A 24,841-nucleotide genomic window follows, 5' to 3' on the forward strand; every position below is an offset into this window, starting at 1 on the left:
CCGGACCGGCTCGCGCGGCCCCCGGCCGCGGCTCGGGACACCCTATCCACCGGTATCTCCCGCCGTGGACCGCGTCCGAGCCGCGCCGCTCGGGCCGCTCGGGCCGCTCGGGTCGCTCGGGCCGGTCGGGTCTGTCGGGCCGGTCGGGTCTGTCGGGCCGGTCGCGGCGGCGCGGCGGGCCGCGCGGTCCTCGCGGACGAGCCGGCCGGCCTCCTCGGTCGCCCCGTCGAAGATCACCCGGCCCTGGCGCATCGTGATGCCGCGTTCGCAGAGCCCGACGAGCATCCTGATGTCGTGCGCGACGACGACCATCGTGCGGCCCTCGCCGCGCAGCTCCCGGATGCGCTCCAGGCACTTCTCCCGGAACGGCGGGTCGCCCACGGCCAGCACCTCGTCGATCAGGAACACGTCCGGCTCGGTGTGCGCGGCGATGGAGAACGCCAGCCGCATGAACATGCCGGACGAGTAGAACTTCACCTGGTCGTCCAGGAAGCGCTCGACGCCGGAGAACTCGGCGATCGCGTCGAACTTCCGGACGATCTCCGCGCGGGACATGCCGAGGATCGCCCCGTTGAGGAAGACGTTCTCCCGGCCCGTCAGCTCGGGATGCAGCCCGGCGCCCACGTCGATCAGCCCGGCGACGCGGCCCCGGACGCGTACCGACCCCTCGTCCGGCTGCATGACCCCGGAGATGAGCTTGAGGAGGGTGCTCTTGCCCGACCCGTTCAGCCCCATCAGCGCGACGGTCTCGCCCTGGTCGATGGTGAGGCTCACCTCGTCCAGCGCCCGGAAGCGGTCCGACAGGCTCTGCCGGCGCAGCGCGCGGACGCTCATCTCCTTGATCGAGCGCGCGTGCCGCAGCGTGAAGTTCTTCGTCACGCGGTCGATGACGATGGACGGGGTCGGCCGGGCGGGGGGCGGCGGCGAGGGGGTCACGGCTACAGCTCCTGCGCGAAGCGCTTCTGCATGCGGGCGAACGCCGCGTGCCCGGCGGCGAACACCAGCGCGCTCACGGCGAGGGAGACGCCGGCGCGGGCGTACAGATCGGGCGGGAAGGCGAAGTCGCCGGCCGTCCCCGGGTACCAGAAGGCCCGCTGGAACAGGGAGACCGCGCTGACGAGCGGGTTGGCGAGGTACACGTCCAGCACCCAGCCGGGCGCGTGCGTCCGGACGTGCGTCCACGGATAGATCATCGGCACCGACCAGGTGATGACGATCATCGAGATGTCCACGACCTGCTCCAGGTCGCGGAAGAACACGTTCACGGCCGCGCACAGCAGGCCGATGCCGAACCCGAGCACGACGATGATCGTGAACCCGAGGACGGCCGCGCCCAGCCCGGCCGGCGAGGGGCGCCAGCCGGCGGCCGCCGCACCGCCGAGCAGGATCAGCAGCCCGGGCAGGAAATGGACGAGCGAGACCAGGGCCGACGCCGTCGGGAACAGCTCCCGGGGCAGGAAGACCTTGCGGACGAGCGGCGCGTTCCCGGTGACCGACCGGGTCGTCGAGTGCAGCGTCTCGGTGAACAGGTTGACCAGGACCATCCCGGCGAACAGGTAGACGGGGAAGTGGTCGACCTGGCGGTCCATGCCGAGGAACACGCCGATGACATAGAAGTAGACGGCGAAGTGCACGGCGGGCCGCACGTACGACCAGCCGAGTCCCAGCAGCGAGCCCTTGTAGCGGGCGCGCAGCTCGCGGCGCACCAGCAGCCGCAGCAGGTACTTGCTCCGGAGCGTCTGGCGGAGCCCGCCGTCGGCCCCGGGCGCCCGGAGACCGTCCACCGGGATCCGCGTGGCGGTCATTCCCGTCCGCCTTCGGATCCCCCGGGCCCGGCCGCCTCGAACGTGGCGCGCCACGCCTCCGGCGACGCGAGGTCGGCCATGGCCGACCGGTACCGCCGGCTCAGCTCGGGCCACTCCCGGCTGAGCCGGGCGTGCAGCAGCGAGGTGCGCTTGAGCAGCGTCCGGAAACGCTCGGGGTCGCGCTGGTACCAGGCCACCTTGGTGCCGTCGGCGGAGGAGACCAGCGCGCTGTCGATCTGCGCCAGCAGGCTCCAGTGCCGGTCGATGTGCGGCACGACGAGCTGCGGGTTACCGCGCGCGGCCGGGTCCACCGGACGCAGCTGCTTGACGGTGCCGAGCATCGCGCTCGCCAGCACGTTCACCTTGCCGCGCGGCGGCTTGAACCCGCGGCCGCGCTTGGGCGGCCTGGTCCGCCGCACGCGCGGGAACTCCTCGTGGCTGACGCGGTTCTGCGCGTCCGGGAAGGCGGCCCGGAACGCCATGATCTCCGGCAGCTTGGCGGCGATCCCGGCGTGCATGTGCTCCGGCCCGCTCAGCACGTCCTCGATCGCCGACAGCATCAGCTCGGCGGTCGAGTACTGCATGGCGAGCGCGTGCTTCACCGAGATGATGAAGCTCTCCTTGACGAGGTTGCCGCCCCGCTCGTAGGGCGAGTGCATCAGCGCGGTGACCAGCCGGTTGCGCTCATGGAAGTAGGCCTGCCAGTCGATGCCGTCGTCCTTGTCCTGCCACGGGACGTGCCACGCGGCCATGCCGGGCAGCGACACGGTCGGGAAGCCGGCCTCACCGGCGCGGACGCAGTACTCGGCGTCGTCCCACTTGATGAACATCGGCATGGACAGGCCGACCTTGCGCACCACGTCGACGGGGATCAGGCACATCCACCAGCCGTTGTAGTCGACGTCGACCCGGCGGTGCAGCCACTTCGTCTTGCGCAGGCTTCCCGAACTGGGCCGCGTCCGCGGATTCGCGGCCGTCGACGGGACCTGGACCTGGACCTGGCTCGGCGGCAGCGCGAAGTCGTGCTCGCGCCTGGTGTGCGGGGCCTCCTCCCACCACCAGCGGTACCGCCCGATGGTCTCGCCGTAGGCGTGCAACTGCGAGCGGACGAACAGGTTGAACATGTGCCCGCCCACGATCGTCGGCGTGCGGGCGTGGTCGGCGAACGCGACGGCGCGCAGGACGCCTTCGGTCTCGGTGACCACGTCGTCGTCGAGGAGCAGGACGTAGTCGCTCGCACCGGCCCGGACCGTCTCGTCCATCGCCCGGGAGAAGCCTCCGGACCCGCCCAGGTTGGCCTGCTCGATGACGTGCAGCCTGGCGCCGAGCGCCTCGGCGGCCCGCGCGAAGCCCGCGTCGTCGCGGACCCGGTCGGTGCCCTGGTCGACGACGTAGACGGCGTCCACCACGTCCAGGACCTCGGGCGCCGCGCCCAGCGCGATGAGCTGGTCGACGCAGAAGCCCGGCCGGTTGAAGGTGGTGATGCCCAGACTGACCCGGCCCTGCCGGACGTCGCCGGACGCTTCCCGGTCCGCGCACCAGTCGGCCCGTTCCAGGACGGCGCTGCCCTCGCCGGCCTGAACGTCCATCCAGTACCAGCCGCCGTCGATGAACGGGCGCAGCGGCAGCCGGAACGTCTCCTCGCGCGAGGCCGCCGAGTCGATCCGGACGGAGTCGACGCGCTGGATGTGGCCCTTCGCGCTGGACCGGTAGACGATCACGGTGGCCTGGCCGCGCATCCGCACCCGCAGGACGACCTCCTCCACCGACGTCCAGCGCCGCCAGTAACTCGCCGGGAAGGCGTTGAAGTAGGTGGCGAACGAGACCCGCCGCCCGACCGGGACGACCACGGTGCGCCGGCCCACGACGTCGGCGGGGCCCGCGCCGGCGGCGGCCTCGGCGGCGGCCTCGGCCGCGAGCGCCTCGGCGCCCCGGGCGATGTCGCCCTCGACGTACAGCTTGAGGACGTCGAGGTCGCGGTCCACGGGCATCACGACGCGCTGGAGAACGCGCAGGTCTGCGGGGGCCTCGTTCCCGGGGGCCGTCCCGGCGGTTTCGCTCACTCGTCCACACCTCCGCTTATGAGACGCGAACCCAGGGCGAAATGGGGACGCAGCTTGTTGTCGAACATGCTGAGGGCGCTCGCGATCGCCATGTGCATGTCGAGGTACCGGTAGGTTCCGAGCCGCCCGCCGAACAGCACGCCGTCCTCGCGCGCGGCCAGGTCGCGGTAGGCGAGCAGGCGGGCGCGGTCGGCCGCGGTGTTGATCGGGTAGTAGGGCTCGTCGCCGCGGGCGGCGGCCCGCGAGTACTCCCGGACGACCACCGTCTTGTCGGGCGGGTAGTCCTCGCGCTCGGGATGGAAGTGCCGGAACTCGTGGATCCGCGTGTACGGGACGTCCTCGTCGGCGTAGTTCATGACCGGGGTGCCCTGAAAATCGCCGGTCGGCTCGACGCGCATGTCGAAGTCGAGCGTCCGCCAGCCCAGCTCGCCCTCGGCGTAGCCGAAGTAGCGATCGAGCGGCCCGGTGTAGACGACGGGGACGTTGCCGACGACGTCGTCGCGCAGGTCGAAGAAGTCGGTGTTCAGCCGGACCTCGATGTTCGGATGGCCGGCCATCCGCTCCAGCCAGGCGGTGTAGCCGTCGACCGGCAGGCCCTCGTGGGTGTCGCTGAAGTAGCGGTTGTCGAAGGTGTACCGCACCGGCAGCCTGGTGATGATCTCGGCGGGCAGGTCGCGGGGGTCGGTCTGCCATTGCTTGGCGGTGTAGCCGCGGATGAACGCCTCGTACAGCGGGCGCCCGATCAGCGAGATCGCCTTCTCCTCCAGGTTGGCCGGGTCGGACACCTCGGCGGCCTGCTCGGCGACCAGCGCGCGCGCCTCGTCCGGGGTGAAGGCCCGGCCGAAGAACTCGCAGATCGTGCCGAGGTTGATCGGCATCGAGTAGACCCGGCCCTTGAACGTGGAGTACACGCGGTGCCGGTAGCCGGTGAAGGCGGTGAACCGGTTCGCGTACTCCCACACCCGCTCGTTGGACGTGTGGAACAGGTGCGCGCCGTAGCGGTGGACCTCGATGCCCGTCTCCGGCTCGGGCTCGCTGTAGGCGTTCCCGCCGATGTGGCCGCGCCGGTCGAGGACCAGCACGCGCAGGCCGAGCTCGGCCGCGCAGCGTTCGGCGACCGTGAGCCCGAAGAACCCGGAGCCGGCCACCACGAGATCAACGTTCAACGGTGTCCATCCCGTGCGGGGGGAGCGGAGGACCGGGCCGCGCGTCGGCACCAACCGGTCCGTACGTATGGATTCCGGCTAAGATACCCGGGGTTTCATCGGTACCAAGGCAGGAATCCCAAGGATCGCGGTGGTCTCCCCCACGCTCGGCGGCACGGCGCACGGCGCGCGCCCAGCGGTCTTCCTGCACGTCGGAGCCGCGAAAAGCGGGACGACGTTCCTCCAGCAGGTGCTGTGGCACAACCGCGAACGGCTGCGCGCGAACGGCGTCCTGTATCCGGGCTCCGACTTCTCCGCCCATGTCAGGGCCGCCTTCGACCTGCGCCGGACGTTCTTCCGCGAGGCGTCCGACCCGCGCACGCGGGGGGCCTGGCGGGACCTGGTGGACGAGGTCCGCGACTGGTCCGGGAACGCGATCATCTCGCAGGAGCTCTTCGCCCCGGCCCGGCCGGAGTGGATCCGGCAGGCCATGGCCGACCTCGACTTCGCCGACGTGCACGTGGTCTTCACCGTGCGCGACCTCGGCCGGCAGATCCCGGCGCACTGGCAGGAGGACGTCAAGAACCGGTTCACCACCCCGTTCACCGAGTTCGTGACCGCCCTCCGGCGGCGCAACTGGCGGACGTTCGAGACCGCGCGGCTGTTCTGGGGCCTCCAGGACCCGGTCGCGGTGCTCGGGCGGTGGGGAGCGGGCCTGCCGCCGGAACGCGTCCACGTCGTCACGCTGCCCCGGCCGGGCGCGCCCCGCGACCTGCTCTGGCGGCGGTTCTGCACGGCGACCGGGCTCGGCCCGGACGACTACGACCTCTCCGGCACGTTCGCCAACCCTTCGCTCGGCCTGGCCGAGACCCAGTTCCTGCTCCGTCTCAACACCGCGCTCGGCGAGCGGGTCGGCTGGGACGTCTACAACGACGACGTCAAGCTCTTCCTCGCCCAGCACGTCCTGGCCGGGCGGCCGTCGCCGGTCCGGATCGAGCTGCCGGCCGAGCATGTGCCGTGGGCGACCGAGCGGGCCGTCGAGACGGCCGAGGAACTGCGCGCGGCCGGGTACCACGTGGTGGGCGACCTGTACGAGCTGATGCCGATGGCCGCATCCGGCCCCGCGCTCGGGACGCCGCCCGCGCCCGACCCCGACGATCCGCGCTGGGCGGAGATGGCGGATGTCGGCCTCGATGCCATCGCGGTGCTGCTGCGGCGCGTCCAGCAGAAGGAGGACGACGCCTCCGCCGTCCCCGGCGCCGAGGTGCCCGTCCGCGACCGGATCGCGATGCTGCGGCGGGACTCGGCCGACCTGGTGGAGACCACCGGCCGGCTGGCCCACGACGCCGCGCCGCTCGTCGAGCGGGCGGTGCGGACCGCGGGCGACCGCTACCCGGCCGTCCGCCGCCTCCGGGGCGCCTACCGGAGGGTGCAGGGCGGGGCGGCGCCGCCGGCGCCCGGAACCGAGACCGAGACGAGAACGGGGTGAGCGCGCTCATGGGCGAACGTCGGTCCGGCAAGGCGGTCTACCTGCACGTCGGTGCGCCCACCGCCGGGACGGCCTTCCTGCACCGGGTGCTGTGGGACAACCGGCGGCGCCTCGCCGACGCCGGCGTCTGCTATCCGATCGCGGGGCCGCAGGAGCACTTCGGCGCCGTGATGGACCTGCGCGAGATGAGCTGGGGCGGACGCCGCGACCCGAGCTGGGACGGCGCGTGGCGGCGGATGGCCGAACGCGCGCTCGACTGGGACGGGCCCACCGTGGTGTTCTCCCAAGGGCTGCTGGGCGGCGCGACCGAGCAGCAGGTCAAGCGTGCGGTGGCGGCGCTGGAACCGGCCGAGGTGCACGTGGTGTTCGCCACCCGCGACCTGGGCTGGCAGCTGATCCTCGACTGGCAGGAGCAGATCCGCCATGCGCACATGATCCCGTTCGAGCGCTTCGTGGACGACCTCGTCAGGCTGGGCATCAAGGCCCCCGAACCGTACGGCGAGATGTTCTGGGGGCTGCACGACCCGGTGCGGGTGCTGGCCGCCTGGGAGTCGGCCGTGCCGCAGGAGCGCGTCCACGTCCTCACCGTCCCCGGCCCCGGCGGGGAGGCCGGCGTGTTGTGGGACCGGTTCCGCGACCTGACGGGCATCGGTGCCGGCGTGTGCGACATCGGCGGGATCCCGGCGGACGAGCCGCTGACGGCGGTCGACGCGGAACTGCTGCGCCGGCTGAACGAGCGGATCGGTCCCGCGCTGGGCGAGGACTACGAGCACGCCGTCCGCGAGCACCTCCTCGGGCACGGCCGCACCGGCGGAGCCGCCCGCGCCCGGATGGTCCTGCCCGCCCGGCACGCGCAGTGGGCGGCGGCGCGCACCCGGGAGACCGTGGCGTCGCTGCGCGCCTCCGGCTACCACGTGGCCGGCGACCTCGCCGAACTGGCGGCGTCCCCGGACCCCGCGCCGGGCCTCCTCCCGGGCGAGGTCCCGGACGAGCTGATCGCGACCGTGTCCGTCGAGGTCGTGGCGCACCTGCTGGAGGAGCTGACGATGGCGCGCGAACGCATCGGGCTGGCCCATCTCCACAGCGAGCTGGCCGACGTCCGGGAGAACCTGCGGGAGCTCATCGAGGCCGCCGCGGACCCGTCCCCGGCGCTGCAGCGCGCGGCCCGCCGCGCCGCCGGGAGGCGCGGCCGGTGACGGCCGGCCCCGGGCCGCGGGCGGATGCGTCGGTGACCGCCGTGGTCGTCACCTACAACCGGCGCGACCTCCTGGCCGTGGCGCTGACCGCGCTCGGCGCCCAGACGCGCCCGCCGGACCGGGTCGTCGTGGTGGACAACGCCTCGGCGGACGGCACCGCCGCGATGGTCGCCGAGCGCTTCCCCGGCGCGGACCTGCTCACGCTTCCCCGCAACATGGGCGGGGCGGGCGGGTTCGGCGCCGGCATGGCTCGCGCGCTCGGCGGCGGAGCCGACCTCCTCTGGCTCATGGACGACGACACCGATCCCGAGCCCGCCGCCCTGGAAGAGCTGCTCGCCGCGCGCGACGCGGCGACGACCGCCGAGGACGGGCCGCCCGCGCTGGTGGCCGGACGGGTCGTGTGGACGGACGGCCGCGCCCATCCCATGAACACACCGCGCCCGAAGCCCCGCGCCACGGCCGCCGAGACGCGGGTCGCCCAGGCGGCCGGGTGCGTGCCGATCCGGTCCGCGTCCTTCGTGTCCGTGCTGGTGGACGCGGCCCTGGTCCGGGAGCGCGGGCTTCCGGTCGCCGACTACTTCCTGTGGAACGACGACTTCGAGTTCACGACCCGGCTGCTGCGCGGACGGCGCGGGCTGCTCTGCCCGCGCAGCGTCGCCGTCCACCGCACGAAGGAGTTCGGAGGCGCCGACGCCGACCCCGGCGACCGCTTCTACTACGAGGTCCGCAACAAGATCTGGCTGTTCACCGGCAGTCCCGGGCTGGCGCCGGCGGAGCGCGTCCTGTACGCGGGTTCCACGCTCCGCCGCTGGTCCCGCACCTTCGCCGGATCCTCGGACCGGTCGGTGCTGCGCCGCGCGATGGCGCGCGGGATCAAGGACGGGCTGACCGGCCGCCCGCGGCCCACGGCGGCACTGCTCCGGGACGTGGGAGTCGAGATCCCGCCATGACCACGAGGCCCCATGACCTCCCGGAGACCGCCGAGGACGCGGACGCCCCGGCCGAGCGCCGGCGCGCCTTACGGTGGCTGCCGCTCGTCCCCGCCGCGGTGACGCTCGGCGTCACCCTCACCGGGATCCGCGGGCCCTCCTTCTGGCTGGACGAGGCCGCGACGGTCAGCATGACGACGCGGCCGGCCGGCGACATGGTCCGGGTCTTCGACCATCTCGACCTCGTGCACGCCCTCTACTACCTGATGATGCGGCCGTGGGTGCTGGTTTTCGGTCCGGGCGAGCTCGCGATGCGGGCGCCCAGCGCGCTCGCGATGGCGGCCGCGGCCGGGGGCGTCGCGGTCATCGGCCGGAGATGCCTCGGCGCCGTCCCGGGGTTGCTGGGCGGCCTGGCGTTCGCCGTCTCCGTCCCCGTCACCCGGTTCGCGCAGGAGGCCCGCTCCTACGCGATGGTCACGGCGGTCGCCGTCCTCGCGACGTATCTGCTCGTCCGGGCGGCCGGTGACGACGAGCGGCGCCCCTGGCGCTGGTTCGCCGGGTACGCCCCGGTCGTCGTCCTGCTGGGGCTGCTGCATCTGAACGCCGTCCTGCTGCTGGCGGCGCATGGCGTCACGCTGCTGACCGCGCGCGCCCGCGCCGGTCTGCTCGCGCGCTGGCTGGTCTCCGCCGGACTCGCCGCGGCACCGCTGACGATGTTCGCGCTGGCCGCGCAGGACCAGAAGTTCCAGGTGGAGTGGCTGCCCGAACCGTCGTGGACCACGGTGCGGGTGCTGGCCGAGTTCGTCGCGGGCGGCCGATGGGCGGTCCTTCCCCTGCTGGCGCTCGCCGCCGCCGGCGCCGCCGCGGGCATCCGGTCGCGCGGCACCGCGTCCCTCACCGCCGTCGCACTGCCCTGGCTCGTCGTCCCGCCCGCGCTCATGCTCGTCATGTCGGTCCTGGCCGACCCCGTGTTCATGTACCGGTACACGGTGTTCTGCGTGCCCGGGGCGGCGCTGCTCGCCGGGGCGGGGCTCGCCCGGCTCGCCGCCCTGGGCCGTCCGGCGGCCGGCGCGGCGGTGCTGGCGGCGGCCGCGGCCGCGCTGGTCGTCCCGACGCTGCCGGAGCACGCGCACGCCCGGCGGCAGGACAGCCGGCCGGACGACACGCGCGCCGCCGCGGACGCCGTCCGGGCCCGCGCCCGCCCCGGCGACGCCGTCGTCTACCTCGCGGGCGCCGCCCGCTGGAGCGCCTCCGCCTATCCGGACGCCTTCGGCGGGCTCGACGACGTCGGCGCGCGCCGGTCGCCGGTGGCCGCCGCGAATCTCAAGGGACGCGACCTCCTCCCCCGCGAGCTGGGCCCGCGGCTGGCCGGAGCCGGGCGCGTGTGGGTGATGGACCACCGGGCCCTCTACCCGCACGAGCCGGTCGTCGACCGGCGGGAGGCCGCCGTGCGGGCCGCCGGGCCCTGGCGCATCGCCGGGACCTGGACGTTCCGGGGCGGGCGGCTCGTCCTGTACGAGCGGACGGGCCCCTACCGGACCTCGAAGTAGTCGATCTGCCCCTGGCCCTGCCCGTCCAGCCGGCGCAGGCTGAGCGTGTTCCAACCTTCGGCCAGCTCGGCCTGCGCGGTGACAGAGGCCCAGCCGGCGCCCTTCGCCGCGCTCAGCCGCACGGGCGGCGCGGCGGACCCGTTGACGAAGAACTCCAGGAAGGCGTCGCCCCCCGAACCGTTCGCGTACCGCGTCCGGACCGTGTACTTCCCGGCCGCCGGCGCGAAGACCGGCACGTCCACGCGGCAGTCGGCCGAGGCGAACGGGCCGATCACACTCCCCCCGGACGCGTCCCGCCGCCCGACCGCGGACACGCAGCCGTTCAGCCGCGCTCGCTCCGCCTCGTAGCGGACCGGGACGCCCCGGGCGACGGGGCGCGCACCGTCCCAGCCGAGCCGGGCGACGTACATGCCGCGCGTCACCCGGGAGCCGCCGTGGTGGTCGAGGATGCCGTGGAAGACCAGGTAGTCGCCCGTCCCGTCGCTGAGGACGTCCGCGCTCCCCGGCCCCTCGACCGCCCCGCCGTACTGGCCGGTCGACTGGATGGGCCCGCCCTTGGTGTACGGCCCCTCGATGGACGGCGCCGTCGCGTACCGCGTCTGGTAGTTCGACTTGAAGTACCAGCCCGCCGCGTAGAGCAGCACGTACCGGTTCCCGCGCCGGACGAGGTCGGGCGCCTCCACCAGGACGGGCTCGTCCGCGCCGCGGCCCATGATCTGCTTCGCCGGGCCGGCCAGGCGCAGCCCGTCCGGGCTCAGCCGGACCAGGTAGATCGCCGCCGTCGCCCGCGCGTCGCTCTTGTAGAGCAGGTAGCGCGTGCCGTCCGCCTCGATGTGGGAGGCCGGGTCGATGGCTCCGCCCAGATCCAGCGGGCACACCAGCGGCCCGCCCTCCAGCGGGACGAACGGGCCGGCGGGCGAGGAGGCCGTCGCGACGCCGATGCACTGGTGGTCACTGTCCTTGCGGCGCGCGGAGAAGTACAGCACGTAGGACCGCGAACCCCCCTGCGGCGGGACGACCTCGGGCGCCCACGTCCAGCCCGCGGCGGCCCAGCCGGGGAGCCGCGCGAGGCCGTCGCCCGGGGACGGCGTCCACGGCCCGGTCGGGGACGGAGCCGTCGCGACGGGCATCGTCGCGTCCGCGTTGTTGGTGCCGTAGGCGAAGTACCTCCCGGCCACCTTGATCACGGTCGGGTCGGCGAACGACCCGTCGATCACCGGCTTGACCGGCGAGTAGCCGGGCGGGTCGAGCGGCGCCGGGGATCCGGCCGGGCTGGGGATCGGGGGCCTGGACGCCCCGGCGGGCCCCCGCGAGGGCCGCGTGGCCGTCCCGTCGGCGGACGGCAGGCAGGAGACGGCCAGCCCGATGACCAGCGCGATCACGGCGCTGATCGCGGCCCCCGCCACCAGCGGCGTCAGGGCCGCGAGCGTCGGCAGTTCCCCGTCCGTTCTCCTCATCTCAACCGGCATCATGCCAACAACCCGTGCGGCCCGGCGAACCTCGCCGGATGCGCGCTCCCGCGTCCGGATCGTTACGCTTGCCCGGCGAGTGCATCGTGGAGGGGGCGCGAACGGTGATCCGACATCGGCGGCTGGCGGCCGTCCTGTGCCTGATCGCCGCGGTCGGGCTGGGCGGTTGCAGCCTCCAGGACGACGGCCCCTCCGGCGACGCGAAGAACGGGAGGGCGACGAAGGCGCCGAAGAAGCCGAACATCGTCTTCGTCCTCACCGACGACCTCTCCTGGAACCTGGTGGCGCACATGCCGCAGGTGCTCCAGATGCAGCGGGACGGGCTCACGCTCGGCAACTTCATCGTCGCGGACTCGCTGTGCTGCACCTCCCGCGCCACGATCTTCACCGGCCGGTACCCGCACAACACCGGGGTCCGGACCAACTTCCCGCCCCTCGGCGGCTACGAGGTGTTCAAGAGGAACGGCGGCGAGCAGGCGTCGTTCGCGCCGTCCCTGCAGAAGTCCGGATACCGCACCGCGCTGCTCGGCAAGTACATGAACGGCTACCAGCCCGACGACACCGGGGGCGGCACGAAGCCCTACGTGCCGCCGGGCTGGAGCGAGTGGTACGTCAGCGGCAACGGCTACCCGGAGTACGACTACAACCTGAACGAGAACGGCCGGCTCGTCCACTACGGCGCCCGGCCGCAGGACTACCTGACCGATGTGCTGGCGGGCAAGGGCGTGGACTTCATCAAGCGGTCCCGGGGGTCCGCGCAGCCGTTCTTCATGGAGATAGCGACGTTCGCGCCGCACGGGCCGTTCGTCCCGGCGCCGCGGCACGCCGGGCAGTTCGCCGGGCTTCGGGCACCCCGCTCGCCGTCGTTCAACGAGCCGGACATCCGCGACAAGCCGTCCTGGCTGCGATCGCATCCGAAGCTGCGCAGGCCGGGGATCGGCCGCATCGACGCGGGCTTCCGCGACCGGGTCCGGATGGTCCAGTCGGTGGACGAGATGGTCGGCCGGATCCGGACAACACTGAAGGAACTCGGCATCGATCGCGAGACCTACGTGGTGTTCGGCTCCGACAACGGCTTCCACATGGGCGAGCACCGGCTCGCCGGCGGCAAGATGACCGCGTTCGACACCGACGTCCGGGTGCCGTTCGTCTTCACCGGGCCGGACGTCCCGGCCGGCCGCACCGCCGGGCAGATCGCGCAGAACACCGACCTCGCGCCCACGTTCCAGGAGATCGCCGGCGTGCGCCCGCCCGCCGAGACCGATGGCCGGTCGCTCGTGCCGCTGCTGCGCGGCGGCACCCCGCCGGACTGGCGCGAGACGGCGCTCATCGAGCACGTCAAGCCCGCGCCGTCCCCGCAGGACCCCGACCGACAGGACTCCGCGCCCGGCGCGCCCACCACCTACAACGCGCTCCGCACGCACGACATGCTCTACGTGGAGTACGCCGACGGAGAGCGCGAGTACTACGACCGCGCCCACGACCCGCACGAGCTGACGAACATCGCCGGATCGCTGCCGGAGCAGCGCCGGCGCCATCTGTCCGATCTGCTGTACGCGCTGACGCACTGCACGGGCGCGAAATGCGCCGACGCCGGCCGGAGCCGGTGAAGGCTCGCGTCCCTTATGCGCCGCTATCATCGCTGACGACTGCGGCGACGCAGGCGGACGTACAGGGTGAGCGGATACGGGGAGAACGGGCGTGACTCCAACCGGAAAGCCGGACGACGGCCACGAGGCGGAACGTCCCGACCCCGGGCAGCCGGCTCAGCTCCCGCCTCCACCGCCGCGCTGGCTGGACGACCAGGGCGCCCCCGCCGGGCCGCTCCTTCCCGGGGACGACGAGCCGGTCCGGGGACGTCCGGCCGAACCGCCCGCCGCCGAGGCCGAGGCCCCCGCCGACGACGCCGGCGAGGCGGAGGTCGCCGACCGCACCATGCTCGAGTTCAGGTTCGAGCAGGACGGCGGCGCTCAGGCCGCTCCGCAGGCGCCCGCCGAGATCCCCGCGCCGCCGCCCTTCCCGTTCGCGCAGGAGATGCCCGACGCGACGCAGGTGCAGCCCGCCCCGCAGGCACCCGCACAGCCGCCGGCACCGCGGCCGCCGACGCCGCCGCCTCCCGCGCCCCAAGCCCCCGCGCCCCAGCCACCGGCGCCGCTGCCACCGGCCCCGCAGCCGCCCGCCCCGCCGGCACCCCCCGCGCAGGCACCCCCCGCGCAGGCACCCCCCGCGCAGGCTCCGCACGCGCCGGTGCCGGCTGCGCGGCCGCCGGCCGCGCAGCCCCCGCCCGCGCAGAGCCCTCCGGCCCACGAGCCGTTCCCGTGGGCGCAGGAGATCCCCGCCGCGCCGGCGCGTCCCGCCCCGGAGCCGTTCCCGTTCGCGCAGGAGATCCCCGGTGCGCCGAGCACGCCCCCGGCGGCCGAGCCGTTCCCCTGGGCGCAGCAGGTGCCCGCCGCGCCCGCGGCCCCGCACGAGAGCGCCCAGCCCGCCGCACCGCCGCCGGTGATCGACGAACCGTGGCGGACGGCGCAGGGCAAGCCGAAGAAGCCCCGCAGGAGCCTCAAGAAGCCTCTGCTCATCGGCACGGCGGGACTCGCGGTCGTGGCGCTGGTCGCCGCCGCCGCGGTCGTGGTGCCGGGCCTGCTCGACTCCGACCCGGACGGCGGCGGCGAGGGCGCCAAGCTGGCCGGGGCGATGTTCCCCGTCGACGGCGCGGCGGGCACCGACGGCCGCGACCAGCAGCTCACCGGTGCCGCGGCGATCGGCTCCACCGTGGTCGCGGTCGGCGGAGAGACCGACCCGCAGAACGCCCGCGGCCTCTTCCTCGTCTCCGTCGACGGCGGCCGCACCTTCGAGAACGTCCCGCAGCAGGGCACCGACGGCGGTGTCGCGCCGCCCGGCGGGGTGCCGGCGGCGGTCGGCGGCTCGTCCCGCGGCTGGGTCGCCATCGGCAGCAGCGCCGGAGGCGGCGGCGCCGTGTGGACCAGCGACGACGGACGCGAGTGGCGCAGGCAGCCCGACGCCGTCGGCGACGTCTTCGGAGCGAACGACCGGGTAAGCCGGATCGTCGGTACCGGCAAGGGGTTCATGGCCATCGGCGAGCATTCGCCGAAGGGCGACTTCAGCGACGCCCAGCCGGGCGTGTGGCTGTCCGCCGACGGCCGCCGGTGGGAGGCGCGCATCGGCGACCAGACCGGCCTGGACGTCCAGGAGGCCGGGCTCTCCCTGGTCGAGGCCGCCGCGAGCGGCGACGTGATCCTGCTGGAGGGCCTCGTCACGCCCGACTCCAAGAAGCCCGGCCCGTACCGGAAGGTGTGGCGCTCCGACGACGGCGGCCGGACCTGGGCGACGTCGGAGGTCCCGGTGCCGAAGGGCAGCCGCGGGCTGATGATCGGCGGCGGCGCGGCCGGCTTCGTCGCGATGCGCGAGATCAAGGCGTCCGGCAAGCTCTACGGCCGGGCGTTCCTGTCCAAGGACGGCAAGAGCTGGTCCGAGGCCGGAAATCTGACCACGTCCGGATACCGCAGGACCAGCGGGATCGCCGTCGACGACCAGGGCTTCACCGCCCTGGTCGTCCGGGGCGGCGACACGCTGCTCTCGCGGAGCACGGACGGCCGGAGCTGGCAGGACGCCGGTACGGCGGAGTCGAAGCCGGGCCGGGAGATCGCGGGCGCGGCGGTGTCCGGCGGCCTGGCGGTCGTCGTCGGGCACGAGCCGGGCGGCGGCGACACCAACGCGGTGCTCGGCGCCTGGGACGCGGGCGGCACCGCGGTCCCCCTCGACCTCGCGAAGATCCCCGGCGCGGTCCGGCCCGACCACTCGCTCCGCTCCGTCGGCGCGACCGGGAGCCTCGCCGTCGCGGTGGGCAGCGCGAGCGGCGACGCCGCCGTGTGGACGTCGCAGGACGGCGGCACGTGGAAGCAGGCGCAGGGGCTCGGCGCCGCGTTCACCCGGCCGGGGCCGCAGCAGTTGAACGACGTCGCCGCCGGCACGTCGGGGTGGGTCGCGGTCGGCTACGACCAGGCCGCGCCGCGCCGCCCGCTCGTCGTCACCTCGAACGACGGCGCGACGTGGCAGGCCGCCGACGCGGCCGCCGCGTTCGGCGCCGACAAGTCCGGCCAGCCCGTCACCTACGCGGCGGCGGCCGGCGCGAGCGGCTACGTGGTCGTCGGAGTGCAGGGCTACTCGGTGGCCACCTGGTTCTCGTCCGACCTCAAGAACTGGGCGCACGGCACCGGCGCGGACCCCGAGATGATGACGGGGGGCAAGGGCACCCCGCGCTGGATGCTGGACGTCGCGTCCGGCCCGTTCGGGTTCGCCGCCGTCGGCGGCAGCCGCGACGGCCAGGGCAACCACCCGTCCGTGTGGATGTCGCCCGACGGCAAGCGGTGGACGCTGCAGCAGCTCGATCTGCCGTCCGGGGTGACCGAGGCCCACTTCACGCACGTCGCCGCCCGCGAGAGCACGATCGTCGCGGCGGGCATCGCCGCGACGTCGAAGGGACTGGACTGGCTCGGCTACGTCTCCACCGACGCCGGCCGGACGTGGCGCCCGATCACGTCCCCGAGCGCCGGGACGCTCGTCAACGTCACCGCGCTCGCGGCGACTCCCAAGGGGTTCGCGGCGACCGGCACGACCGGGCGTCCCGGGGCCACGGACGTCGTGTCGTGGACGTCCCCGGACGGCGTCGCGTGGAAGGCCGAGACGCCCGGCGGCACGGGTCTGGAGGGTGTCGGCGACCAGCAGATCACCGGTCTGGCGTCCTTCGGGAACACACTGCTCGGGGTGGGGCGCAGCGCCGACGCGAACGGCGACCAGCCCGTCCTGTGGTCGCGGCCGAACTGACCCGCCCGGCCCGGCCGCTCGCTCAGCGGCGGCGGCCGGGCGCTCAGCCGCCGGGCTGAACCGGCGGCTGGGTCGGCGGCTCCACGAGCGTGGACGGGGGCTGGTCGGGGCGGCGGGCGTGGCGGGGGATGTAGCTGAGGGCGCCCGCCGGGGTGCCGTCGCGGTCGCGGGAGCGGTTGCGGCGGGCGCCGTAGGGGGCGACGACGGCGCGGTAGAAGGGCTTGCGGATCGCCGTGGGGACGAGCCGGTAGCCGCCGCGGACCATGACGTTGCGCCAGTACTGCGGCTGGGAGATGAAGCCCTCGCGGAGCATCTCGCGCTGCAGCCGCAGCTCGGAGCGGAGCAGGTCGCGGCCGCCGCGGCGCTCGTAGGCGCCCTCGCCGACGCGGTAGTAGACGAGGGGCTCGGCGACGTTCACCATCCGGGCGCCGTTCGCGATCATGCGGACGAACAGCCAGTAGTCCTCCATCAGCGGGAGGTCGCCGTAGCCGCCGGCGGCGACGACGGCGCTGCGCCGGTAGACGACGGTCGGGTGGTTGAACGGGTCGTGGAGGCGCGAGTAGCGGGCGATGTCGGCGGGGTCGCTCGGCGGGATGCGCTGGCCGACGATGTCGGTGACGTCGGTGCCGAACTCCAGGAGGCCGGCGCCCACGAGGTCGGCGCCCGCGCGCACGAGCGGGACCTGGGTCTGGAAGCGGTGCGGCATGGAGACGTCGTCGGCGTCCATGCGGGCGACGATGTCGTGCTGGGCGGCGTGCAGGCCGGCGTCGAGGGCGGGACCGAGGCCGCGGTTGTGCCGCAGGTGGACGAACTCGACCTTCACCGAGCTCCCGGCGACGAGCTCGGTCAGGCAGTCCGCCAGTTCGGGCGGGACGGGACCGTCCTGGACGAGGACTACCTGGTCAGGACGCAGGGTCTGCAGCTGCACGGCGCTGCGGAACGCGTCCCGGACATGCTCCGCCTGGTCGCCGCCGTAGACGGTCATCAACAGGGTGAATGGTTCGGGCTGCATGCGTCCGTTCCGGGGAGCTGTGCGGCCGGCGGAGCACGGTGCGGGGAGGGCGGCTCGTCGGACCAGGGTCGGGGGGTAAGAGCTTGGCCGTCCTAGTAGGGACGCTTTGGTCGCGTTAATGGTTGGCGCGGGCCAAGATACCGGTGTTGCGCGGCCACATCAGGTCCGAGCGCAGATGTCGCGGTCCGCCCGGATCTCGCCGGCCAGTTTCGGCACGGCCGCCTTCAGCCCGCGCAGCCGGGCGCCGTCATTGCCGATGACGAGGTACACGTAGCCGGGCCGTGCGGACCGCCAGGGACGCGGCGGGTGCCCCGGGACCGCGATCGCCAGCCGCGCGGCCTGCCGCTCGGCGCCCGCGCCGTAGAGGATCATGGTGCGGGAGTACTTCTTCTTGCTGCTGCCGACCTTGACGACGCGGTAGCCGCGCTCGCCGAGCTGGTCGGCGGTCCGCTGGGCGAGGCCGGTCTCGCCGGAGGCGTTGAACACGCCGACCCTCACCTGCTCGGGCGGGACGGGCTGCACCGCGTTCTGCGCGGGCACCGGCGTGGCGGGGGCCGGGTCGGGGAGCTTGTTGTCCTCCCGGACGGCCTTGAACAGCGGCTCCGCGAGCGCCTGGTCGAACTGGACGCGGTTCTTGTCCTGCGGGTACGCCTGCACCGGCACGGTGACGAACCGGACCTTCCCGGCGCTCATCCCGCGCAGGGACCCGGCGAGCTTCTGCATCACCGACAGCGTGAGCCGGTCGTCGGCCTTGATGGACTTGGTGGCGGCGGAGAGGAAGTCGTAGGTCCGTCCCGGGTCGGTGAGCATGCCCTTGTCGGTGGCCTTCTTGACGACCGAGGCCATGAACGCCTGCTGCCGCTTGATCCGGTCGAGGTCGGAGCCGTCGCCGAGCACGTAGCGGGTGCGGACGTAGCCGAGCGCCTGGTCGCCGTGCACGACCTGCCTGCCCGCCCTGAGGTGCAGTTCGGCCTTGGGGTCGTCGATGCGGCGCGGCACGCAGATCTCGACGCCGCCGAGCGCGTCCACGACCCGTTTGAAGCCGGCGAAGTCGACCTCGACGTAGTGGTCGATGTGGATCTTGGTGAGCGACTCGATCGTGCGCCAGGTGCAGGCCGGGCCGCCGTTGGAGAACGCCGCGTTGATCATCCCGAACTGGGCGGGGACCGTCGTCCCGTTCTTCCTCTTGCACGGCGGCATCTGCACCATCGAGTCGCGCGGGAAGCTGATGCCGATGGCGCTCTCCCCGCCGGGCGAGATGTGCAGCAGGATCGTCGTGTCGGAGCGCTGCCCGGCCTCCTCGCCGTAGCGGGCGTTCTCCCCGGCGCGGCTGTCGGACCCCATCAGCAGGATGTTCAGGGAGCTGTTCAGCTTGGGCGGACGGTTCTCGCCGAGCCTGCCCTCCACGTGCTCGCGGTCGATCTGGCCGTCCAGCCGCCGCCAGAACCCGTACGCGGTGAGGCTGCCCGCCACGAGGGCGACCGACAGCACGACCGAGAGGCCGCCGAGCACGCGCCACAGACGCCCCCGCACCGGCGGCTCCGGTGGCGGCGGGGCGTTGTCCGCGTAGTACACGCGGGAGGGCGCGGCGGCTCGCTGCATCCGTAACATTTCAGCACAGAATGGACAGGGGTCACGGGGGCCACGGAAAACTCCGCGGCCCCGGCGATCCGGCCGCCCGGCCGACCGGCCGCGGACCCGCTCCGGTGACTAGACTCCCGGTCGAGATGAGCACCGTAGACGCGCTGACCGACCAAGCGATGGTCGTCCTCCAGGACCGGCCGGTCGTACCGCTGAGCGCCTGGCTGAACCGGGCCCTCGGCGAGTGCGCCGAGTCCGGCCGAACCCTGCAGCTCGTCACGCCGCTGGAGTCCCGGCTGACGCTCCCGATGCGCACCGCCGCGTCCGGCGACGACGTGCAGTGGATCGTGCGCAACGGCGACGGCTACTACGAGGGCCTGACCGGACGGCCGATGAAGTGGGGCGGGCGGACGTTCGTCCCCGTCCCTGAGGCCCGCGACTACGCGCCCGGGTTCACCACCCGCCCGACCGCGCCGATCGGCTCGCAGCTCACCCTCGTCTACCGGGTCAGGCACGGCGCCGAGGGCGACCTCGCCGGGACGGTCGAGCGCCTCCTGCAGCTGCTCACCGGCAAGTACCCGGCCGGGCTCGGCCCCGCCGAGCCGCTGGAGCACCCGTGGCGCCGCGACCGGCTCACCGAGTACGCGCGCGGACGCTCCACCGTCCGCCTCGTCGTCGGCGGCGACGGCCCGCGCCCCGCGCAGGCGATCTGCGACTACACGGCGGGCGAGGGCGGCGCGGTCGCCGAGGTCAGCACCGTCACCGTCGGCTACGCGCCCGAGGACCCGCCGCCCCTGCAGCACCTTCCCTCGCTCGTCGGCGCACTGGCCGCCGACCAGCCGATCTCGTCGCTGTTCGTGCAGGTCACCCCCGGCCGCGCCGACCTGACCACCGAGCCGCGCTGGACGGGCGCGCCCGCCCCGATCGCGCTGGCCGTCGCGGGCGCCGCGACCGGCCCGAACGGCATCCCCGGCCAGCAGGTCGGCCCGCCGCGCGCCCCGCTGACGTTCTTCCCGCTCGGCGACGGCCGCTCCCCGGACGGCTGGCAGCGGCACAGCATGCTCATGCAGCATCTCCAGGCGTCGTGATCCCGCGTCTCCGGGCGTCCTGAACCGGCCACCGGTGCCGGTCACCCTCAGAGGAGACAAACGCCGCACATACCTCGGCGGGCCGATGATCTACCCGGAAGTGATGATGTACGGTCCTGCCCATGGGGATGCCCGGTGGGCTCGACGCGCTTGAGCAGGCCGTCGAGGGGACGCTCGCCGAAGGGTCCTTCGAGTTCGACGACGACGAGGCCGTCCTTCGCATCGAGGGGTCCCTCGTCATCACCACCGGCTGGTTCCTCGGCTTCGTCATCGGCGGCGTGGCGCTGCTGCTCGGCGGCGCCGTGCTGTCCCTCGCCGGGCTCCAGGACGAGGCGCGCTGGGCGCTCGCGCCCGGCGCCGCGCTGCTCGGCGTGGTGGGCTGCTTCCTGCTGCTGTGGCGCTTCACTCCGTTCGCCGAGCTGTGGTCGTACCTGGAGCTGCGGTTCGACGAGCAGGCCCTCGTCCACCGGCGGACCCGCATCCCGTTCGGCGACCTACGGCCAGAGCACCTGGTGTGGAAGAACGGGCCGTTCTTCCGGCGCCTCTACGTCCGGCACCCGTCGCTGCGCAAACAGGTCGCCGGGTTCTTCGACAGCGAGGAGCGGCAGGCCGCGGAGTTCCAGCGGCGGCTCTGGGCGCTGATCGCCGGCACCGGCCCGACCGGCGTCCCGCCGCACGGCGGCCTCACCCCGGTGCAGCGCTGGATCATCGGGGCGGGCGCGCCCTACGGCGCCGTCAACGGGTTCCGCGTCGACCGGCTCGGCACCGCGCCCGGCGAGTCCGGCACCGCCGCCGACCGCCGCACCGCCCACGAGCTGCTGCAGGACCCGTGGGGCGCCTACGACCTCGAACAGCTCCTCGCCGCGGTCAACTGGCTCGTCCAGGACGGGCACCGCGCCGGCTTCGCACACGACGCCCACCTCGCCGACCGGTCGCCCGCCGCGCAGGAGGAGTACGGCGCGCTGCTGCGCGAGGTCGACGACCTCATCGCCGGCGACCGGCTCGAACCGCCGTTCGTCGAGCGGCTCATCGAGCTGGTCCGCGTCCGGTACGGGGACGAGGGCGGCTCGTACGCGCGGCTCGTCCCGGCGCTGCTGCGCGACGAGCCCGGCGCGGACGCCAGCGAGGAGGGCGCCGAGCTGGCCCAGTTCCTCCACCAGCTCTTCAACGACCGCAGCCACGCGACCGAGGAGCTGCACCGGCTGGAGGCCCTCGCCGACCCGGCGCTGCGCGCCAACGTGGACCGCCTCCTCATCTGGGACTACGGTCGCGCCCTGATGCTCTACCGCTGGGGCCACATGGTGGGGTGGCTGACCGAGGAGTACTGCTGGGAGCGGATGCTCCCGCTGGCGATCGACATCCAGCGGCGGTACTCGTCCTGGCGGGACATGGGCACCTGCTACCTGCAGGGCCGGATGCTCTGGTCGGGCAGCGCCGCGGGCGGGCAGGCCGACTACGAACGGCTCGTCGACGACCTCGCCACCGAGCCGCGCAGCCCCTGGAACCTCGTCCCGTGGGACCTGGACCTGACCCGCGACTGGACCTGACCCGCGACTGGACGTGACCTCGCGGAGGCGCGGTCAGCCGATCACGCCGCCCTGGTAGGCGTCCCCGGGCAGGCCGCCGGGCGACGGGGCGCTGCCGACGGGGTCGTCGCCGTGGTCGGACGCCCGCCAGCTGCGCGCCGGGGCGTCGCTCGCGCCGTCCGGGTAGACGGTCCCGCCGCACCAGCGGACGAGGGAGTCGGCGAAGGCGCGGGCGACCCGCATCGCGTCCGGCAGGTCGGCGACCGCGCGGACGTCCACCCACCACACCGGCACGCCGACCCGGTCGGCGAACTCGGCGCCGAGCAGGCGGCGGATCTCGCTCTGCGCGGAGACCTGCACCGCGTCCTCGATCGAGACGAGCAGCCGGCCTCCGGCGTCGTACAGCAGGGTCGGCTCGGGCTCCCCGCCGCGCAGCTCCAGCGGCTCCCCCATGGCGATCATGCCGTCGGCCACGGCGTGCACGTCCGGGCTGCGGCGTACCAGCGCCACCAGGTCACTGCTCATCGGTCACCTGCCTCCCCTCTCCCCCGCAACTTTATGAGAGATCCGGACGCACTGCCCACGGGACGAGGGTGCCTCCCGCGACATAACTACCATTCATCGCGATAAAGCCATGTTCCGCCCGGTACTCTGGGCCGATCTTTCCGCCACCCCGCATGAGTACCGGCACGGAGCGACCATGTACCCCCCTCAGCACCCGGGCCCGCCGCCCGGCGGACCGGGCTTCCCACCCGGCCCGCCCGGCCCGCCCGGCCCCTACGGCGCCCCGGGGTTCCCGCCGCCACCGCGCCGCGGCGGCGGAGGCGCCCTGGTCCCCCTGCTGATCATCGGCGTGGTGGTGGTCCTCGCCGTGATCGGCGTCGGGACGTTCCTCATCGTGAGCGGTGACGACGACGGCCGGACGACCGCGTTCCCCAGCTACACGCCCTACTCGCCGCCGACGCCCACCTACTCCCCCGCGCCGACGCCCACCCGCTCGGCAGGGACGACCGGGGACCTGTCCGAGGTCCTGTCGACGACCATCGAGACGGCGAAGGGCAACACGTTCACCCGGGCCGGTACCCGCACCGCATCGTGCACCGGCCGCGCCAACGCCCGGCTGCGCACGGAGTTGCGCTCGCACCCCTGCACGGGGCCGATGTACTCGGCCGTGTACGCCGACCCGGCCAAGAAGATCATCACGTCGGTGTCGATCCTGACGCTGTCCAGCCCGTCGGCGGCGAGCAGCGTCAGCCGGGCCACCGAGGACAAGGGCTGGCCGCTGCTGCTCACCCCGTCCGACGCGAGCGGCCTGCCGCAGCCCCGGCCCGACCCGGCGTACTGGACGCGGTCGTGGACGCAGGGCTCGCGCGTGATCTACGCCCAGTCCTACTGGGCGACGGGCGCCGCGACCGGCGGCCGCACCGGCAGCGTCTTCGCCACCGCCGGCGAACTCGGCGTGGAGGTCACCAACGTCCTCATCTGGACCGGCTGAACGGGCGGGAGCGGCGGGAGCGGCGGGAGCGCGCTCAGGTCAGCGTCCCGCGCCGGCGGTCAGCACCCGAGCGAACACCTCGTGCACGACGCGGGTCACCGAGGCGCGGGCGGCGGCGGACACCTTCGTCATGTCGACCGAACTGCCGGTGGCCAGGTGCCGGTCGTACGGCACGAACACCACGGGCAGGCCCCACGCGGCGAGCATCTGGTGCGCCCGGTGCAGGTCGGCGCCCACCTGCGGGGCGTGCGAGACCATCGCGATGACCGTCCGGCGCAGCAGGTCCTGCTGGTCGTTGGCGGCGTACCATTCGAGCGCGCCGCGCGCGCTGAGGGCGCCGTCCACCGTGCCCGGCGTGACGAGGACCAGGCCGTGCGAGTGGGCGACGACGCCGCGGTTCAGCTCGGTGAGGATGCCGGCGCCGCAGTCGATCACCACGGAGCCGACGTAGCGGGTCACCACGTTGAGGGCGTTCTGGAACGTCTCCAGGGTGAACTCGCCCGCGATGCGCCCGCCCCGCGTCGACGACAGCACGAACAGGCCCTCGGGGGTGCGCGTGAGGTACCGCGCCGCCTCCTCGAAGGTGCGCGGGTTCTGCCCCGCGAGGTCGAACAGCGACAGCTGCGTGCGGACGCCGAGGCGCAGCGGCAGCGAGCCCAGCTCGGCGTCGGCGTCGGCGGCGAGCACCCGGTCCTGGCGGTGCCGGGCCAGCTCGGTCGCGACCAGCGCCGCCATCGTCGTCTTGCCCGCGCCGCCGCGCACGCTCGCCACCGCGATCTGCCGGGTGCCCGGCACCGGCTGCCGCATGAGCTCCTGGAACGCGGACATCTCCCGCGCCTCGCGGGACCCGCCGCCGACGGCCCTGCGGACGTTGCGGCCCATCCGGCGCGCCAGCGGGTCGCCGTGCTGGTTCTTGCGGACCAGCTCCTCCGCCGGGACGGCCGGCGCCGCACCCGCGGGGCCCTGCGCCTGCGGCAGCGGGTCGGCGGGCGCCGGCACGGCCGGGCTCGCGGCGTCCTGCTCACCGGCCGGGCCGACGGGGACGTCCGTGGTGTCCACTCCGATGAGCGGGTTCACCGCCGCCGCCCAGTCGAAGTCGAAATGCGTCGGCGGCGCGACCGCCGGCGGCTGTTCCGGCTGGAGCTGCTCGGGCTGGGGTGGCTCGGGCTGGGGTGGCTCGGGCCGGGGCTGCTCGGGCGGCGCGTCCACGGGCGGCTGCGGAGGGGCCTCGGGCATGATCGGGGCCGGCGGCGGGGGCTCGACGTCCTCGTGGCCCGGCGGGGAGAACGAGGGCGGGGGAGGCGGCGGAGGCGGGATCTCGGCACCCGCCTGGGAGGGCGCCTCGGCCTGCGGAGGGAACGAGGGCGGCGGAGGCGGCGGGGGCGGCTCGGGGGCCGCCTGGACCGGCGCGGGCTGCGGCTGAGGGGCCATCTGAACCGGTTCCGGCATCACGCCGGGGGCCACGGCGGGCTGCGGCTCCGGAACCGGCAGAGGCGGCGACTCGGCGCCCCAGGCGGGCTGCCCGGACACGGCCGTCACCGCGTCCGGTACCTGCAGTCCCCGCTGCGCGAAGCCCAGATCGCGCAGGACGGCCTGCTGCCAACTAGAGTCCGGCACCCGGCCTCCTTTCCTCGCACGACAGCCTACGAGG

The 24,841-nt window shown here is 74.1% G+C and carries 18 protein-coding genes; 9 read left to right on the top strand and 9 right to left on the bottom strand.

Annotated elements, in window-relative coordinates; all coding sequences use genetic code 11:
• Positions 1-42 precede the first annotated feature (42 nt).
• Genes SM611_RS02090 through glf form a run of 4 tightly spaced genes read right to left on the bottom strand, consistent with a single transcriptional unit; the run spans position 43 to position 5,034 of the window.
• Positions 43-936, bottom strand: a complete 894-nt coding sequence (locus tag SM611_RS02090; protein WP_371947045.1) for an ABC transporter ATP-binding protein — start codon at positions 934-936, stop codon at positions 43-45.
• A gap of 2 nt (positions 937-938) precedes the next feature.
• The gene (locus tag SM611_RS02095) at positions 939-1,805 is read right to left on the bottom strand and encodes an ABC transporter permease (protein ID WP_371947046.1); all 867 of its coding nucleotides are present in this window, start codon (positions 1,803-1,805) and stop codon (positions 939-941) included.
• A complete protein-coding gene (locus tag SM611_RS02100; RefSeq protein WP_371947047.1) occupies positions 1,802-3,868 on the bottom strand; it encodes a glycosyltransferase in 2,067 nt (688 codons plus the stop codon). Before SM611_RS02100 ends, SM611_RS02095 begins: the two co-directional genes overlap by 4 nt.
• Positions 3,865-5,034: a UDP-galactopyranose mutase gene (glf, locus tag SM611_RS02105; RefSeq protein WP_371947048.1), complete on the bottom strand. Its 1,170-nt coding sequence runs from the start codon at positions 5,032-5,034 to the stop codon at positions 3,865-3,867. The genes SM611_RS02100 and glf overlap by 4 nt, the downstream gene beginning before the upstream one ends.
• A gap of 130 nt (positions 5,035-5,164) precedes the next feature.
• On the opposite strand from glf, the gene SM611_RS02110 reads away from it, so the two are divergent.
• From SM611_RS02110 to SM611_RS02125, 4 genes are read left to right on the top strand one after another with little or no spacing between them, the layout of a single operon-like run.
• On the top strand, positions 5,165-6,502 hold the full coding sequence (locus tag SM611_RS02110; RefSeq protein WP_371947049.1) for a hypothetical protein: 1,338 nt from the start codon (positions 5,165-5,167) through the stop codon (positions 6,500-6,502).
• Between the two features lie 8 nt (positions 6,503-6,510).
• The gene (locus tag SM611_RS02115; RefSeq protein WP_371947050.1) at positions 6,511-7,698 is read left to right on the top strand and encodes a hypothetical protein; all 1,188 of its coding nucleotides are present in this window, start codon (positions 6,511-6,513) and stop codon (positions 7,696-7,698) included.
• 32 nt (positions 7,699-7,730) lie between these two features.
• Positions 7,731-8,648: a glycosyltransferase gene (locus SM611_RS02120; RefSeq protein ID WP_371947051.1), complete on the top strand. Its 918-nt coding sequence runs from the start codon at positions 7,731-7,733 to the stop codon at positions 8,646-8,648.
• Entirely contained in the window at positions 8,645-10,177 is a 1,533-nt protein-coding gene (locus SM611_RS02125) for a glycosyltransferase family 39 protein (protein WP_371947052.1), read from the top strand. Before SM611_RS02120 ends, SM611_RS02125 begins: the two co-directional genes overlap by 4 nt.
• Here the strand turns inward: SM611_RS02125 and SM611_RS02130 are convergent.
• Entirely contained in the window at positions 10,159-11,634 is a 1,476-nt protein-coding gene (locus SM611_RS02130) for a family 43 glycosylhydrolase (RefSeq protein WP_371947053.1), read from the bottom strand. The two genes, SM611_RS02125 and SM611_RS02130, sit on opposite strands and share 19 nt — an antisense overlap.
• Before the next feature lie 116 nt (positions 11,635-11,750).
• Here SM611_RS02130 and SM611_RS02135 point away from each other — a divergent pair, with 116 nt between their 5' ends.
• Both SM611_RS02135 and SM611_RS02140 read left to right on the top strand, forming a co-directional pair.
• Positions 11,751-13,256 carry a sulfatase family protein gene (locus SM611_RS02135; RefSeq protein ID WP_371947054.1) on the top strand — a complete coding sequence of 502 codons (1,506 nt, stop codon included), beginning with the start codon at positions 11,751-11,753 and terminating at the stop codon, positions 13,254-13,256.
• A 91-nt stretch (positions 13,257-13,347) separates the two neighbouring features.
• Positions 13,348-16,488, top strand: coding sequence for a beta propeller repeat protein (locus SM611_RS02140; RefSeq protein ID WP_371947055.1), 3,141 nt, complete (start codon positions 13,348-13,350; stop codon positions 16,486-16,488).
• Positions 16,489-16,531: 43 nt separating this feature from the next.
• On the opposite strand, the gene SM611_RS02145 is transcribed toward SM611_RS02140, so the two are convergent.
• A complete protein-coding gene (locus SM611_RS02145; RefSeq protein WP_371947056.1) occupies positions 16,532-17,500 on the bottom strand; it encodes a glycosyltransferase in 969 nt (322 codons plus the stop codon).
• Between the two features lie 159 nt (positions 17,501-17,659).
• Positions 17,660-19,102 carry an LCP family protein gene (locus tag SM611_RS02150; RefSeq protein WP_371947057.1) on the bottom strand — a complete coding sequence of 481 codons (1,443 nt, stop codon included), beginning with the start codon at positions 19,100-19,102 and terminating at the stop codon, positions 17,660-17,662.
• A gap of 125 nt (positions 19,103-19,227) precedes the next feature.
• On the opposite strand from SM611_RS02150, the gene SM611_RS02155 reads away from it, so the two are divergent.
• Entirely contained in the window at positions 19,228-20,169 is a 942-nt protein-coding gene (locus SM611_RS02155) for a DUF6177 family protein (protein ID WP_371947058.1), read from the top strand.
• Between the two features lie 122 nt (positions 20,170-20,291).
• Positions 20,292-21,716 (top strand): DUF1266 domain-containing protein, encoded by a 1,425-nt coding sequence (locus tag SM611_RS02160; protein WP_371947059.1) that lies wholly within the window; start codon positions 20,292-20,294, stop codon positions 21,714-21,716.
• Between the two features lie 33 nt (positions 21,717-21,749).
• Here the strand turns inward: SM611_RS02160 and SM611_RS02165 are convergent, their stop codons facing one another.
• Complete coding sequence (locus tag SM611_RS02165; RefSeq protein ID WP_371947060.1) at positions 21,750-22,220, bottom strand: hypothetical protein; 471 nt, start codon at positions 22,218-22,220, stop codon at positions 21,750-21,752.
• A 175-nt stretch (positions 22,221-22,395) separates the two neighbouring features.
• Here SM611_RS02165 and SM611_RS02170 point away from each other — a divergent pair, with 175 nt between their 5' ends.
• The gene (locus SM611_RS02170) at positions 22,396-23,190 is read left to right on the top strand and encodes a hypothetical protein (RefSeq protein ID WP_371947061.1); all 795 of its coding nucleotides are present in this window, start codon (positions 22,396-22,398) and stop codon (positions 23,188-23,190) included.
• 39 nt (positions 23,191-23,229) lie between these two features.
• Here SM611_RS02170 and SM611_RS02175 read toward each other — a convergent pair whose 3' ends face one another.
• On the bottom strand, positions 23,230-24,807 hold the full coding sequence (locus tag SM611_RS02175) for a MinD/ParA family ATP-binding protein (RefSeq protein WP_371947062.1): 1,578 nt from the start codon (positions 24,805-24,807) through the stop codon (positions 23,230-23,232).
• Positions 24,808-24,841: the final 34 nt, after the last annotated feature.

The organism is Actinomadura monticuli, from assembly GCF_041463655.1.
GTDB lineage: Bacteria > Actinomycetota > Actinomycetes > Streptosporangiales > Streptosporangiaceae > Spirillospora > Spirillospora monticuli.

Excerpts from the sequence above, each read along its gene's own strand:
- SM611_RS02130 (WP_371947053.1), bottom strand. The coding sequence starts at position 11,634 with ATGAGGAGAACGGACGGGGAACTGCCGACGCTCGCGGCCCTGACGCCG.
- SM611_RS02150 (WP_371947057.1), bottom strand. The coding sequence starts at position 19,102 with ATGCAGCGAGCCGCCGCGCCCTCCCGCGTGTACTACGCGGACAACGCC.
- SM611_RS02170 (WP_371947061.1), top strand. The coding sequence starts at position 22,396 with ATGTACCCCCCTCAGCACCCGGGCCCGCCGCCCGGCGGACCGGGCTTC.
- SM611_RS02125 (WP_371947052.1), top strand. The coding sequence starts at position 8,645 with ATGACCACGAGGCCCCATGACCTCCCGGAGACCGCCGAGGACGCGGAC.
- SM611_RS02115 (WP_371947050.1), top strand. The coding sequence starts at position 6,511 with ATGGGCGAACGTCGGTCCGGCAAGGCGGTCTACCTGCACGTCGGTGCG.
- SM611_RS02155 (WP_371947058.1), top strand. The coding sequence starts at position 19,228 with ATGAGCACCGTAGACGCGCTGACCGACCAAGCGATGGTCGTCCTCCAG.
- SM611_RS02160 (WP_371947059.1), top strand. The coding sequence starts at position 20,292 with ATGGGGATGCCCGGTGGGCTCGACGCGCTTGAGCAGGCCGTCGAGGGG.
- SM611_RS02165 (WP_371947060.1), bottom strand. The coding sequence starts at position 22,220 with ATGAGCAGTGACCTGGTGGCGCTGGTACGCCGCAGCCCGGACGTGCAC.
- SM611_RS02145 (WP_371947056.1), bottom strand. The coding sequence starts at position 17,500 with ATGCAGCCCGAACCATTCACCCTGTTGATGACCGTCTACGGCGGCGAC.
- SM611_RS02095 (WP_371947046.1), bottom strand. The coding sequence starts at position 1,805 with ATGACCGCCACGCGGATCCCGGTGGACGGTCTCCGGGCGCCCGGGGCC.